Origin of the sequence: Pelomonas sp. Root405, from assembly GCF_001425165.1 — a bacterium.
Taxonomy (GTDB): Bacteria; Pseudomonadota; Gammaproteobacteria; order Burkholderiales; family Burkholderiaceae_C; genus Pelomonas.
Map to the genome: position 1 here is coordinate 52023 of NZ_LMDU01000011.1, position 13713 is coordinate 65735.

The 13713-nt window shown below is 70.2% G+C and carries 15 protein-coding genes; 5 read left to right on the forward strand and 10 right to left on the reverse strand.

Annotated elements, in window-relative coordinates; genetic code table 11:
* Positions 1 to 88: 88 nt before the first annotated feature.
* From ASC81_RS09805 to ASC81_RS09825, 5 genes are all read right to left on the reverse strand, one after another.
* Positions 89 to 2158, reverse strand: coding sequence for a bifunctional diguanylate cyclase/phosphodiesterase (locus tag ASC81_RS09805; RefSeq protein ID WP_056265915.1), 2070 nt, complete (start codon positions 2156 to 2158; stop codon positions 89 to 91).
* Positions 2155 to 2919 carry a uracil-DNA glycosylase gene (locus ASC81_RS09810; protein WP_056265918.1) on the reverse strand — a complete coding sequence of 255 codons (765 nt, stop codon included), beginning with the start codon at positions 2917 to 2919 and terminating at the stop codon, positions 2155 to 2157. Before ASC81_RS09810 ends, ASC81_RS09805 begins: the two co-directional genes overlap by 4 nt.
* Complete coding sequence (rimI, locus tag ASC81_RS09815; protein ID WP_056265921.1) at positions 2916 to 3398, reverse strand: ribosomal protein S18-alanine N-acetyltransferase; 483 nt, start codon at positions 3396 to 3398, stop codon at positions 2916 to 2918. The genes ASC81_RS09810 and rimI overlap by 4 nt, the downstream gene beginning before the upstream one ends.
* Before the next feature lie 139 nt (positions 3399 to 3537).
* Entirely contained in the window at positions 3538 to 4218 is a 681-nt protein-coding gene (gene tsaB / locus ASC81_RS09820) for a tRNA (adenosine(37)-N6)-threonylcarbamoyltransferase complex dimerization subunit type 1 TsaB (protein WP_056265923.1), read from the reverse strand.
* An 81-nt stretch (positions 4219 to 4299) separates the two neighbouring features.
* Positions 4300 to 4800 (reverse strand): TspO/MBR family protein, encoded by a 501-nt coding sequence (locus ASC81_RS09825; RefSeq protein ID WP_056265925.1) that lies wholly within the window; start codon positions 4798 to 4800, stop codon positions 4300 to 4302.
* Between the two features lie 205 nt (positions 4801 to 5005).
* Between ASC81_RS09825 and ASC81_RS27500 the strand changes: the two genes are divergently transcribed.
* Positions 5006 to 5179, forward strand: coding sequence for a hypothetical protein (locus tag ASC81_RS27500; protein WP_056265927.1), 174 nt, complete (start codon positions 5006 to 5008; stop codon positions 5177 to 5179).
* A 298-nt stretch (positions 5180 to 5477) separates the two neighbouring features.
* The gene (gene lepB, locus ASC81_RS09835) at positions 5478 to 6164 is read left to right on the forward strand and encodes a signal peptidase I (RefSeq protein ID WP_156391971.1); all 687 of its coding nucleotides are present in this window, start codon (positions 5478 to 5480) and stop codon (positions 6162 to 6164) included.
* A 197-nt stretch (positions 6165 to 6361) separates the two neighbouring features.
* Here lepB and ASC81_RS09840 read toward each other — a convergent pair whose 3' ends face one another.
* Entirely contained in the window at positions 6362 to 7639 is a 1278-nt protein-coding gene (locus ASC81_RS09840) for an ABC transporter permease (RefSeq protein WP_056265930.1), read from the reverse strand.
* An 11-nt stretch (positions 7640 to 7650) separates the two neighbouring features.
* The gene (locus ASC81_RS09845) at positions 7651 to 8580 is read right to left on the reverse strand and encodes an ABC transporter ATP-binding protein (RefSeq protein ID WP_056265933.1); all 930 of its coding nucleotides are present in this window, start codon (positions 8578 to 8580) and stop codon (positions 7651 to 7653) included.
* Positions 8581 to 8781: 201 nt separating this feature from the next.
* Between ASC81_RS09845 and ASC81_RS09850 the strand changes: the two genes are divergently transcribed.
* The 3 genes from ASC81_RS09850 (at position 8782) to ASC81_RS09860 (ending at position 11128) form a co-directional block, all read left to right on the forward strand.
* On the forward strand, positions 8782 to 8961 hold the full coding sequence (locus tag ASC81_RS09850; protein ID WP_056265935.1) for a hypothetical protein: 180 nt from the start codon (positions 8782 to 8784) through the stop codon (positions 8959 to 8961).
* A gap of 78 nt (positions 8962 to 9039) precedes the next feature.
* Entirely contained in the window at positions 9040 to 9957 is a 918-nt protein-coding gene (locus tag ASC81_RS09855) for an L-lactate dehydrogenase (protein WP_056265937.1), read from the forward strand.
* A gap of 10 nt (positions 9958 to 9967) precedes the next feature.
* Positions 9968 to 11128: an endo-1,4-beta-xylanase gene (locus ASC81_RS09860; protein ID WP_082536418.1), complete on the forward strand. Its 1161-nt coding sequence runs from the start codon at positions 9968 to 9970 to the stop codon at positions 11126 to 11128.
* Here ASC81_RS09860 and ASC81_RS27505 read toward each other — a convergent pair.
* From ASC81_RS27505 to ASC81_RS09875, 3 genes are all read right to left on the reverse strand, one after another.
* A complete protein-coding gene (locus tag ASC81_RS27505; RefSeq protein WP_056265940.1) occupies positions 11103 to 11831 on the reverse strand; it encodes a PEP-CTERM sorting domain-containing protein in 729 nt (242 codons plus the stop codon). The two genes, ASC81_RS09860 and ASC81_RS27505, sit on opposite strands and share 26 nt — an antisense overlap.
* A 136-nt stretch (positions 11832 to 11967) precedes the next feature.
* On the reverse strand, positions 11968 to 13104 hold the full coding sequence (locus tag ASC81_RS09870) for an acyl-CoA dehydrogenase family protein (RefSeq protein ID WP_056265943.1): 1137 nt from the start codon (positions 13102 to 13104) through the stop codon (positions 11968 to 11970).
* Between the two features lie 76 nt (positions 13105 to 13180).
* Entirely contained in the window at positions 13181 to 13654 is a 474-nt protein-coding gene (locus ASC81_RS09875; protein WP_056265946.1) for a MaoC family dehydratase, read from the reverse strand.
* Positions 13655 to 13713: the final 59 nt, after the last annotated feature.

Below are 13713 nucleotides of genomic sequence, written 5' to 3' on the forward strand. Positions count from 1 at the left end.
ACGCAACCACAGAGGCACAGAGACACAGAGACCTCCATGAACAGGTTTTCCTCCCTGCCTCTGTGCCTCTGTGGTTGCCTTTGGATCTTCATCGTGCCTTCACCCAGGCCTCGAACTCGCTCGCCGGCATCGGCGCGCCGACCAGCTCGCCCTGGAACTGCTGGCAGCCCCAGCTGGCCAGCAGCTGCCATTGCGCTGCGGTGCGCACGCCTTCGGCAGTGACAGTGAGACCCAGGCCCACGGCCATCTGCACGATGGCCCGCGTGATGGCCTGCGCGCCGACGTCGTCGGGCAGGCGGGCGACAAAGCTCTGGTCGATCTTGAGCTTGTCCAGCGGCAGCTCGGTCAGGTGGGCCAGCGACGTGTAGCCGGTGCCGAAGTCGTCGACCGAGACGGTCAGCCCCTGCGCGCGCAGCTGGGCCAGCGTGGCCGGCGCATGCGCGATGTCTTCGATCAGCATGCGCTCGGTCAGCTCCAGCTCCAGCCACTGGCCGCTGGCGCCGGTATCGACGAGCACGCGCTTGACGGTCTCGGCAAAACCGTCGAGGTGGAACTGCATGCGCGACAGGTTGACGGCGATGCGCATCGGCCCATGGCTGTGCGTGATGCCCTGCTCGCGCCAGCGCCGCGCCGTGGCGGCAGCCTCGCGCATGACCCACTCCCCTAACGCCAGCATCAGGCGGTGGCGCTCGGCCACGAAGATGAAGCTGTCGGGCGCCAGCAGCCCGCGCTCGGGGTGGCGCCAGCGCAGCAGTGCCTCGGCGCCGGAAAGCTGGCCGGTCGTCGCCTCCACCTGAGGCTGGAAGAAAAGCTCGAACTCGTTGCGTGTCAGCGCCTGGGCCAGTTCGGCCTCCAGCACCAGGTCGCGCAGCGCCGTCTCGGCCAGCGCCGGCTCGAAGAACTGGTAGGTCGCACGGCCGCGCGCCTTGGCGCGGTACATGGCCGTGTCGGCATGCTGGATGAGCTCGTCCGCCTGCTTGCCGTCGTCGGGATAGACAGCCACGCCGATGGACGGCGTGACCGATAGCGCGCGGCCATCGGCCTTGACGGGCACCTCGACGACGGACAGCAGCGCCTCCAGCACGACGACGATGTCGGCGCGGCTCTCCAGGTCACTCAGCAGCACGACGAATTCATCGCCACCAAAGCGGCCGACCAGGTCGCTGCCGCGCAGCGCGCCCAGCAGCCGCTCGGAGACCGTCGTCAGCACCTGGTCGCCTTCCAGATGACCCAGCGAATCGTTGACGCGCTTGAAGTTGTCCAGGTCGATGAAGAGCAGGGCCAGCATCTCGCCCTTGCGCTCGGCGCGCCGCATCAGCTCAGCCATGCGGTCCATGAAGGCCGCGCGATTGAGCAGGCCGGTCAGGCCGTCATGGTGGGCCAGGTGCTGGATGCGCGCCTCGCTGGCCAGGCGGTCGCGGATGTCCCGCACGATGGTCATGCGCAGCTTCTCGCCGTCGCGCTCCAGCGTCCGCACGATGAACTCGACCGGGATGCGCGTGCCGTCCTTGTGCATGACGGCGGTCTCGTAGCGCAGCTCGCGGCCGGCTCGCATCACTTCCTTGACCTTGGCCAGCTCGTCGGGTGCGATGAAGGACAACACGTGGCGGCCGACCATCTCGTTGAGCGTGTAGCCGACCAGCTCGCAGCAGGGTGGGTTCACGTCGGTCGTGATGCCCTCCCGGTGGAAGAGAATGCCCTCGACGGTGGCCAGCATGAACTTGTCGAGCCGCGCCTCGGACTCGCGCACCTGGCGCTCGGCCAAGCGGTGCTTGGTGATGTCGTTGATGAGCACGCAGCTCGCGACGGGCTCGCCGTCCGCGCCAAGCTGCGGAATGAGGTGGACCTCGATCCAGCGCGGCGTGCCGTCGGCCGCGGGCAGTTCGCGCTCGTAGCTGACGGCGACGCGCTCGGACAGCACGCGCTCCACCGACGGCTGGATCAGCGCCGCAGCCTCGGGGCCGATGATCTCGGCGAAGGTCTTGCCGAGGATGTCTGCCTCGGTCAGCCCGAAGGCCTCGGCATAGCCGCGGTTGGCGAACAGGCAGATCTGGGTCTTGGCGTCGTACAGCGCGATCCAGGCCGGCAGGTAGTCGGCCAGCAGCTTGAAGCGCGCCGCCTCGGTGGCACGCGCCGCGATGTCGGTGGCGGCGTTCATGTAGCGGCCTTGCGAGCCAGGCAGAGGTCGTCCCAGGCGCCGGCCTTGTCGGCCGGCGAGCGCAGCAGATAGGCCGGCGCATAGGTCACCACCAGCGGCAGCCCGCGCCAGTTGTGCACGCGGCCGCGCAGCCGGCCCAGCGGCTCGGCCAGGCCGGTCAGCCGGCGCGCGGCCTGCAGGCCCATGGCCAGCACGAGGCGGGGCTGCAGCAGCTCGACCTGGCGCGCCAGTACGGCCTCGCAGGCGTCCAGCTCCGCCGGCTGTGCCGGGCGGCCGCGCGGCGGGCGGCACTTGACGATGGGCGTCACGAAAGCGGTGGCCAATTCATCGGCAGTGCGGCCCGTGCGGCGTTGGCCGGCAGCAAGCAGCATGCGGTCCAGCAGCCGGCCGGCATCGCCGACGAAGGCCTCGCCGGCCATGTCATCGGCCTCGTCCGCGGGGTCGGTGACCACCAGCCACTGCGCCTGGCGAAGGGCGCCGCCACCGAAGACGGCATGGCGCCGTTGATCGCCCAGGCCGCAGGCCCGGCAGGCGGACACGGCATCACGCAAGGCGGCCAGGTCCAGGCCGCCGAAGCTCGACGGCGCGCTGGGCTGCGCGGCGGACACGGCCACCCGCATGACGCTTGGCGGCGCAGGCGGGGCGATGTTGATGGCCTCGGGCTCGTCTTCAATGACGGCCTCTGCGCCGGCCAACGACACGGCCGGCACGCGGAATCCCATCTCGGCCAGCATGGCCCGTTGGCGCTCATCCCAGCTCATGAAGCCACCACCAGACTCATCAACAAGGCGTCCTCGCGCGGGCCGTGTGGCACGGGGTAGTAGGCCCGGCGTCGGCCGACCTCGACAAAGCCATAGCGGCCGTAGATCTCGCGCGCCCGCTCGTTGCCGACGCGCACTTCCAGCCACAGCTGGGTCAGCCCGCGGCGGCGGCAATCGGCCACCAGGCGGTCCAGCATGGCGACGGCCAGACCGCGGCCCTGCCAGGCCGGCACGACGGTGATGTTGAGCAGGTGCATCTCGTCCAGCCCGGGCATCGCCACCCAGTAGCCCAGCAGCTCGGCACGCGACCCGCGCAGCACCTCGGCCGGATAGCCGGCTGCCAGCGAGTCGACGAAATTGCCATGCGTCCACGGCACCGGGTAGGCCTGGCGCTCGACCGCGATGATCTCGGTCAGGTCGGGCACCCGCATCGCCGCGGCCTCGAAGGGCGGCAGGTTGCGTTCCAGCAAGGCGCTCATGTCAGTGGCTCCGTCAACGCGGGCCGAGCGCCGGGCCGCTCCCAAGCCGGCCCGCCATGGCGACGTGCTTGCCGGTCGAGCCGGCAAGCGTCGCCGTCCCCGCGGGGGACCGGCCAAAGTACGCTTTGGACGAGGGGCTTCATTTCTTCTCGCGCTCGGCGGTGGTCAGCGCCACCTTGTCGCGCACGTAAACGGGTACAGCTTCTGCGGCATCGAGCATCTCGCCGCGCTGCCAGGCGGCGAGGGCCAGCGCACCCAAAGCGGCAGCGCGCGAGCGGGCTTGCGGCCAGGCGTGCTCCAGCGTACCGAGCGCCTGGGCATATTCGGTCAACGCAGTGCCGGCCGCGGCAGCGGGTGTGCCCCAGTGCGCAGCCAGCACCTCCGGGCGATAGAGCGCCGGCGCCTCGACAACGGCCCAGGCGCCGTCCACCCAGCGGTAATGCGCCGCATAGATCTCGCCGATGCGCGCATCCATCGCCACCCAGACGTCGTCCCCGGCGCCCTGGGCACGGGAGTCCTCAGCGACCAGCATCAGGCTGTCGATGGCCAGCACTGGCTTGCTCAGCCCGAAGGCCAGGCCTTGTGCGACCGCGCAGGCGGTGCGCAGGCCGGTGAAGGCGCCAGGGCCTTGGCCGAAGGCAATCGCGTCCAGGTCGTCCATTGCCAGGCCGGCACCGGCCAGCAGGGCCTTGATCTCCGGCAGCATGCGCGCCGAGGCCTGGGCGCCGCCGGCAGCCTCGAAGACCCTGGTCTGCCCAGGCGTCACGAGGGCCAGGGCCATCGTGTCGGTGGAGCTGTCAAGGGCCAGGAGAGAGGGCATCCGGGCAGTTTAGGGGAGGCGCGGCGTCGCCTTGGGCGGCCCAGCGCTATAGGGAGTCGATCACCCCACGTACCTGCGCCGTCAAAGCAGCGTCGGGTTGCCCTGCCAGACGGCCCAGGTCAGTGCCGACGCGAACGCCACCCAGGCGACATAGGGCAGCAGCAACAGGCCCGCCAGACGGCGGAGGCGCCAGAACGCGACGGCGGTCGCGACGACCAGGGCCAGCAGCAACAGCACGTCGGCAAAGGCCAGGGCGCCCAGGCGCCAGCCGAAGAACAGCCAGGACCAGAGCGCATTCGCCACCAGCTGCACGAGGAAGAGGCCCAGCGCCCGGGTCCGGCCCGCCGCGCCCTGCTCCCGCCACACCAGCCACGCGGCGACCGCCATCAACCCGTACAGCAGGGACCAGACCGGGCCGAAGACCGAGGCCGGTGGCGCCCAGTCCGGCTTGGCGAGCTGGGCATAGAAGGACGGCGCATCGCTGGAGGCCGCGGCGCCCAGGCCGGCCGCGACGAACACGATGGCCAGCCAGGCCAGCAGGCCGACGGCCTGGGCGGGCGTGGAGCGATGGGACAGCTGCATGCACAGACTCCTGACAAGCGGGATCACATCTTGACGCCTGAACGATAGACCGCCGGCCACAGTGGGCAAGCCGGTGCACGCCCGACCGGCGGGTAGGAGGCTGCCTACTGCCGGTCTGAACGGTGTCCGACCGGCCGCGACCTGCCACGCTCCTAGAGTGCGTCGACGAGATGGGGCGCTGCGCTCCATCGACGCTGGAGATGCCATGTCATTCGCGCTCTACATCCTCGGACTGGCGGTGCTGCTGGGCGGCCTCGCCTGGGCCCTGATCACCGCCGGCCTGGCCGTGACCTACGTCGCCATCGCCTGCCTCATCGTGGCCGGCATCGGCATCATGATGGCGGTGTCCCGCACGCGGGCCAAGGACCCACCGGCCTGAAAAGCCGGGCGAGCGCCAGGGCTGGCCTCGCCTGACGGCGGCTGGCGCGTCTTGCGACGCACCGCCGCAGCCCGCACCCCTCAGCGCCGCTCGGCACGCCGGCTTATGGGCCGCAGCATGGGCTAGAACCCGCCGCGCTCAGGTTCGTCCTGCCATGCGGTCGGCGGCGGAGCGCCGGGACACGCCGGCTTTGTATCGCGCCACCATTCAAGGCGCGTGGCCGCCATTCACGAATCCCAAGCTGCAGTTCGCCCGGTTTCCGCGCCGCGCTCGACGGGTCGGCGCCAGCATGGGCGCCATGAACCTCCGACACACCCTGCGCGACAACCGCGGCTTCATCCTTTTCCTGCTCAGCTTCGCGCTGTTCCGCACGGCGGTGGCCGACTGGAACCCCATCCCGTCGGCCTCGATGCGGCCGACGCTGCTGGAGGGCGACGTCGTCCTCGTCAACCGCCTGGCCTATGACCTCAAGCTGCCGCTGACCGATGTCGTGCTGCTCCCCTTGGGAGAGCCGAAGCGCGGCGACGTCGTCACCTTCAGCTCGCCGGCCGGCGGCACGCGGCTGATCAAGCGCATCGTCGGTCTCCCGGGCGACCGCATCGTGATGCAGGGCGACGTGCTGGTGTTGAACGGCCGGCCGGTCGGCTACGGTGGCATACAGACACGCGGTGAGGCCGTCGCGCCGGGTTGGGTGGTCGACGCGGTGCGCGCCACCGAACACCTCGACGGCCGCGCACACGCAGTTCAATTCCTGCCAACACTGCGCACGCGGCGCGACATCGCCGAGACCGTCGTGCCGCCCGGGCACTACTTCATGCTCGGAGACAACCGCGACAACAGCGAGGACTCGCGGGTCATCGGCCCGGTGCCACGAGAGAAGCTGATCGGCCGCGCCCACCGCGTGCTGATCGCAGCGGATTGGCTGGGCGAGGATGGCTGGCGCATGGCGCCGCGGTTCGAGCGCTGGGTATCGGCGATCCGCTGAAACTGCGGGACGGCGACATCCCAATAGAGAAGGCCCGACGCATTCGCTTCGGGCCTTCAGTCGGTTGCCGGTTCAGTGTCCTTCTCAGGTGTCTGTTGTGGCTCGCTACAGTTTGAATTTACTCATTGCGCCCCCAGCGCGCATCGCTCCAACGCCGCATGCGCGCGTAGGCCGGAACCTACGCGTAGCGAGCCGCCTCACTCCTCCCACCTGAACCGCCATACCGCGACCAGCGCAAACACCGCGCTGAAGCCCAGCATCACCGCGCTTGGCAGCAGAGCCTCACCAAACCCCAGGCCGCGCCAGGTCATGGCGTCCAGCGCATCGATGGCCCAGCGCGTCGGCACTGCGAACGACACCGTCTGCAGCCACTCCGGAAAGATGAAGGCCGGCACCCAGGCGCCGCCCAACATGACCATCAACAGCGTAGCCAGGATGGCCAGGCCGCGGGTGGCTTCCGGCGTGCGGCCCAAGGCTGCCACGAGCAGGCCGAAGCTGGCCGTCAGCACCGAGAAGCAGACCAGCACCAGGCAGAAGCCCGCCACGCTGCCGAGCACACGCACGCCGAAGGCGGCGATGGCGACGGCGTAGATGACGGCGAAGACGATCAGCGAGATCAGCGTGCTGGCCAGGATGCGGCTGCCCAGCAGCTGGGCGCGCGACAGCGGCGCGGCGCGCAGCCGCTTCCACAGGCCGAGGCGGCGCATCAGCAGCAGGCCCACGGCCATGTCGACGCCGGCCATCAGGATGAACTGCACGCCCATGCCGGCAAACGAATGGGCATAGCTGTTGTAGGCCACCGGCGCGGCATTGGCGGCGGACTGCACGGCCTCGACCTCGCGGGTCGTGTAGGGCAGGGACAGACCGCCCGGCTGCGCCGCGGAGGACGCAGCGTCCTCATGCCGCTGCACGGTGGCGATGGCCTGGAACATCCGCGCCAGGTCGGCACGCTGGCCTTCCGGCATGGCCGGGGCGCCGGTGAGCTGGCGCTGCATGCCGGCCAAGCCTTCGGGGCTCAGCGTCGTGCGGCTGACTTCCTGCATCAGCGTTTGCGTCAGCAGGCCGCGTACCACCGCCAGTGCGCTGGCCTGCGACGGGTCGTAGTGCAGCACGATCTCCGGCTTGCTGGCGCCGCCAAACATCGCGCCGCCCGCCTGCTCGCCCAGCCCCTTGGGCAGCACGGCCACGGCGCGCAGCTTGCCAGCGCGGACCTGGGCCAGTGCATCCGCTTCGGCGGTGACCGTGGTCTTCAGCGCGGCGTCGGACTGCAGGGCGGCGACCACGCGCTGCGACAGCGGGCTGCCGTCCAGGTCGACCACGCCGACGGCGATGCCGGCCATCTTGGCGTCGGGGCCGAACAGGCTGCCGAAGAAGGCGGCGATGAGGATGGGCGCGACGATGCTGAGCAGCACGGCGCGACGGTTGGAGAAGTGCAGCTTGAGTTCTGCGCGGACGAGGGCGAGCAAGGCTTGCATGGGGAGGGTCCTCAATCGCGCAGGGCGCGGCCGGTGAGTTGCAGGAAGACGTCTTCGAGCGTCGCGCGCGACGTGGCGAGGCTGCGCACTTTCACGCCGCGCTCGGCCAGCGCCGTGAGCACGGCGCCGGCGTCTCGTGCGATGTCGACTACGCCGATCTCCAGTCGCTGGCCCGTGCGCTTCACGACGGGCAGGCCTTGCAGTGCCGCATCGTCCGGCGCGCCGTCGATTTCGAGCTGCAGCGCCTGCGCCGCCGGCAGCAGCGCGAACAGCTCGGCCTGGGTGCCGCTGGCCACCACCCGGCCATGGTCGATGACGACGATGCGGTCGGCCAGGCGCTCCGCCTCTTCCATGTAGTGCGTCGTGTAGATCAGCGCCTTGCCGGCGCGTTTGAGCATCTCCAGGTTGCCGAAGATGGCGTTGCGGCTTTGCGGGTCGACGCCGGCGGTGGGCTCGTCCAGCAACAGCACCGCGGGGTCGTGCACCAGCGCGCAGGCGATGTTCAGCCGCCGCTTCATGCCACCCGAGAAGGTGGCCGGCTTGTCCCGGGCGCGCTCCGACAGGCCGACCATGGCCAGCACCTCGTCCGCGCGGCGCTTCAGCACGTCGGGTGCCATGCCGTAGAGGGCGCCGCACAGTTCGACGTTCATGCGCGCCGGCAGCTCTTCATACAAGGCGATGTCCTGCGGCACCAGGCCGATGCGGCGCTTGTAGCCCGCCTCGTCCGTCGCCAGGCTGAGGCCGCCGGCCAGCGTGACGGCACCGGCGTCGAGCACGGTCAGGCCGCAGATCATCCCCACCGTCGTCGACTTGCCGGCGCCGTTGGGCCCGAGCAGGCCCAGCACCTCGCCGGGCCGCAGCGCGAGGCTGACCTCGTGCACGGCCACCCTGTCGCCATAGGCCTTGCGCAGGCCTCGGGCCACCAACACGTCCTCTTTCATGCCACCTCCAGGGGTCAAAGTGGCGGCATGCTGGCAGCGCTGGCTGGCGGCCAGGGGTGGATTGCGACGGATCGCCAGCGGCGGGGGTGAACGGCCAGCGGCGCGGGCCGGCCGCGGCACGACGGGCTTGAAACCTGCGGCCAGCCGGTTTAATTTCGGCGCATCCGTGCCAATCCGTGAGACCTGGAGAAGGAGCAGATCATGTCGTCACGACCCCGCACCGCGGCCGCCCGGTGGACCGCGCTGAGCGAAAAGCAGATCCTGGCCTACCTCGCCGCGCGCGACGTGCTGCGCCGGATCAGGCGGACGCACTCGCTCGTCGAGCCGCTGCTGGCCAGCCGAGCGACAAGAGGCACGGAGCGCGCGGTCAGGCAGCCCTGACCTTGATGCGCCGCCCACGGGCCTCGGCGGGGTGTCCGGGCCGCCGGCCATGGCATCACTGACGCCATACTGGCGGCCATGAAGGCAAGCATCGGCATCATCGGCACCGGCTGGGTCGGCACCAGCGTCGCGTTCTCCACCCTGCTGGCCGGGCATGCGCGCGAGCTGTGGCTGTACGACCAGCGCGGCGCCGTCGCCGAGGGCGAGGCCATGGATCTGTCCGACGGCGCGGCCTTCTACCCGCGCTGCAAGGTCAGCGCCGTGCCGCTGACGCAGATGCGCGAGGCCGACATCGTCGTGCTGGCCGCGGGGCGCAACGGCCGGCCGGATGAAAGCCGGCTGGACCTGCTGCGCGACAACGCTCGCATCGCCGCCGGCATGGGCCGCGCGCTGGCGGGCTTTGGCGGCATCGTCATCGTCGTGACCAACCCGGTGGACGTGCTGACCCGCGTGGTGGCCGCTGCCGCCGGCCTGGCGCCGGAGCGCGTCATCGGCACCGGCACGATGCTGGACACCGCGCGGCTGCGCGAGCGGCTGGCCATGCACCTGAATGTGTCGCCAACCTCGGTGCACGCGCAGGTCGTGGGCGAGCATGGTGACTCGTCGGTGATGCTGTGGTCGGGTGCCCGCGTGGGCGGCGTCGCGCTGCGCGACTGGCCCGGCTGGCCGGCCGACGAGGAGCCGACGCTGGCCCAGCATGTGCGCCGCGCCGCCTACGACGTCATTCAGCGCAAGGGCGCCACCAACCACGCCATCGGCCTGGTGACGGCCGACCTGATCGGCGCCATCGTCAACGACGAGCGCCGGCTGCTGCCGGTCAGCCGCGTGCAGCACGGCGCGTTCGGCCTGCGCGGCGTGGCGCTGTCGCTGCCCACGCTGGTGGGTGCCGGCGGCGCGGTGCAGGTGATGGAGCCGGCCATGGACACCGCCGAGCGCGCGGCGCTGGCCGCATCCGGCCTGGTGCTGGCGCAGGCCTTCACCTCGCTTGCCGGTTGAGGAGCCACCGATGCCTGTCAATCATCCCGACCGCCGCCGCCTGCTTCTGAGCGGGCTCGCCCTTCCCGTGCTGACCGCTTGCGGCGGCGGGGGCAGCGCCATCGCTGCGCCCAGCCCCGCACCGGCTCCTGCACCCGCGCCGCCGCCGGCGCCGGCAGACATCCCGGCGCTCAAGACGCACTTCGCCGGCCACTTCAAGTTCGGCATGGCCGCCGACCCGAACGGCTACAAGAACGCCGTCGCCAACCCCGTGATCCTCAGGCACGCCAACTCGATCACCGCGGAGAACTGCTTCAAGCCCGCCAACCTTGGCGCGTCGCCCGGCGTCTACAACTGGGCCGTGGCGGATGAGCTGGTGGCGTTCGCCGCCGCCAACGGCATGGTCGTGCGTGGCCACACGCTGTGCTGGCATTCGCAGACGCCCGACTGGTTCTTCAACGGCACGGCGGCGGAGGTGCGCGCCCGGCTCGAAACCTACATCCATGACGTGGTGACCCACTTCAAGGGCAAGGTGGCCTGCTGGGATGTCGTCAACGAATGCACCAGCGACGACGACGGCTCGGCGTACCGCAACTCCCGCTGGCTGCAGATCCTCGGGCCGGGCTATATCGAGGTCGCGCTGCGCGCCGCCCGCGCCGCCGACCTCGACGTGAAGCTCTTCATCAACGACTACAGCACCGAGGACCCGGCCAAGCTGTCACGCCTGATGACCATCGTGGCCGACGTGCAGGCCCGCGGCGCACCGCTCGACGGCGTGGGCCACCAGCTGCACGTCAGCACCGCCTCGCCGACGGCCGCGAACGTCGACAACGCGCTGCGCAGCGTGGCGGCCAAGGGGCTCGTCAACCACGTCACCGAGCTGGACGTGTCGCTCTACAACGACCCCGGCGCCTGCTTCTCCAGCCGCACCGGCTGCGCGGCGGACATCACCGGCGACCCCACGCTGCTGGCCGCTGCGCTCAAGGCGCAGGCCCTGCAGTACCGCACGCTGTTCAACGTCTTCAAGCAGCATCCCAGCCTGCAGAGCGTCACGACCTGGGGCATTGCCGACAACAGCACCTGGTTGTCGAGCTTTCCGACCGTGCGCGGCAACCGGCCGCTGTTGTTCGACATGGCGGGCGCGCCGAAGTCAGCCGCCCGCGCGGTCACGGACGACGGCTACCAGCCTTGAGGCGCGCAGCGCCCAACACCATGCCGAGACCCGCCATCAGCAGGCCCAGGCTGGCCGGCTCGGGCACGGGTGTGGTGCTGAACGTGTCCAGCGCGAAGCCCGAACCGCCAGGGCCGGAGACCAAGATGCTGATGGCGTCGATGTCGGCCCAGTCCACTGGGCTGCTGTTGCCGGCGTCGTTGACGAAGGCGCTGAAGGGGATCAGCACGGACTGCGCCTGCGAGGCGCCCAGCGCGGTGGCGAAGTCGGCCACGCTGCTGAATGTGCCGGGGCCGTGAGCGGTGATGACGGAGACTGTCAGCGACATGGGCGCCGAGACGTAGCGGAAGTCGAGCCGGAAGGCGGCCTCGCTGAGCAGGTCGATGGACAAGTCCTGCCCCAGCTGGTTGGCCACGCCGTAGGTCAGGTTGGTGACCAGCGGCACGGCCGCATCGGCCAGCGTGAAGTAGGCGCCGGCCTGGATGGCCGCGAACGTGAACTTGCCGGCCTGCGCCACGCCGGGCTCGATGCTGTTGGCCAGATAGCGCCCGCCGCCGGGCGCCTGCGCCGAGGGCAGATAGGTTTCGACAAACGGCGCAGCATCGGTCTGGATCAGGCCGGTGCCGTCGCTGAAGGTGTCCAGGATGGAGGCGGCCTGGGCGCTGCCGAGGGCAAGGGCGGCGGCGGCGGTCGCAATGCGGGCAGCAAGTTGCGGAAGGTTCACGGGGATGCTCCTTGGCGTGGTTGGGATGGACGGCGTGCACTCGACACGCTCGACTCACTCCAACCAACGCAAGCCACAGCCAAGCCCGGACAGCGGGGACCTCCACGAACGTGGGGGAGGCCCGCGAAGCGCCGCCTCAGCCCGCCGCCAGCGCGCGCCCGATCAGGATCTTCTGCACCTCGCTCGTGCCTTCGTAGATCTGCGTCACGCGCACGTCGCGGTAGATGCGCTCGACGGGGAAGTCGCTGAGGTAGCCATAGCCGCCGTGAATCTGGATGGCCTCGGAGCAGACCTTCTCGGCCATCTCGCTGGCGAACAGCTTGGCCATGGCCGCCTCCTTCAGGCAGGGCCGGCCGGCATCCTTCAGGCTGGCGGCATGCCAGATCAGCTGGCGCGCGGCCTCGATCTGGGTGGCCATGTCGGCCAGCTTGAACTGCACCGCCTGGTGGTTGAAGATGGGCTGGCCGAAGGTGACGCGGTCGCGGCTGTAGCGCAGCGCCGCCTCGAAGGCCGCGCGGGCCATGCCGACCGACTGCGACGCGATGCCGATGCGCCCGCCCTCCAGGCCCGACAGCGCGATCTTCAAGCCCTGGCCTTCTTCGCCCAGGCGGTTGGCCGCAGGGATGCGGCAGTTCTCGAACAGGATCTGGGCCGTGTCGCTGCTGTGCTGGCCCATCTTTTCTTCGATGCGCGCCACCGTGTAGCCGGGCGTGTGGGTCGGCACGACGAAGGCGCTGATGCCCTTCTTGCCTGCCGCCTTGTCGGTCACAGCCATGACGATGGCGATGTCGCCGTGCTTGCCGCTGGTGATGAACTGCTTGACGCCGTTGAGCACGTAGTCGTCGCCGTCCCGGACGGCCGTGGTGCGCAGGCCGCCGGCCTCGGAGCCGACGTGGGGCTCGGTCAGGCAGAAGGCGCCCAGCATGTCGCCGCGCGCCAGCGGTTTCAGGAAGCGCTCCTTTTGCTCGTCGTTGGCGAAGGCCATCAGGATGGAGCAGACGGGGCAGTTGTTGACGCTGACCACCGTGCTGGTGCCGCCATCGCCGGCCGCGATCTCTTCGAGGATGACGGCCAGGGCCAGGTAGTCCAGGCCGGCGCCGTCCCATTCGGTCGGCACGGCGACGCCATAGCAGCCCAGCGCCGCCAAGCCCTTCAGCTGCTCGGCGGGGAATTGATGCGTCTTGTCCCAGGCCGCGGCATGGGGGGCGATCTCGGCCTGCACGAAGGCGCGGATGGCGTCTTGCACGGCGAGGTGGTCTTCGGGTAGCAGCATGATCAGCTCGACCTCTGGTTTGGGGGTGAGCCATTGTCCCTGCCGGCGCCCGATCACCGGCCTCTCGGGGCGGCGCTCAGGCGTCGGTTGACTTCACCAGCAGCGTGCCGCGCCCGACGACGCAAGGATGGGCGTTGCGCACCGTCGCGCGGCCATCCAAATGGGCCAGCCAGCCGCCGAGCGAGTTGTTCCACTCCACGCTCGCGACGCGCCAGTGCAGCACCAGCTCCTGCTCGGCGAACACCGGCGCCTTGAAGGCGAAGTTGAAGTTCAGGCAGAGCAGCTCGCGCTCCAGGCCGTCGTCGCTGCGCGAGAAGTGGCTGGCCACCAGGCCGATCATCTGTGCCGTGGTCTGCTGGCCGCTGGCGATGATCTCGCCGTGGCGGGCGCGCTGGGCGGCTTGCACATCGTGGTGCAGCGGGTTGGTGTCGCCCGTCAGCCGGGCAAAGGTGGCGATGTCTTCGCGCGTGAAGCGGACGACGCGCTCGCAGCTGTCCCCCACGCGGATCAGCGCGGTGGTCGTCGGGGCTTCGGCAACTGAGGTGTCCATGGGTCGATCCTTGCGCACGACGGCGCTCGAGCATGCGCTCAGAAAACAAGCAAGGCGAA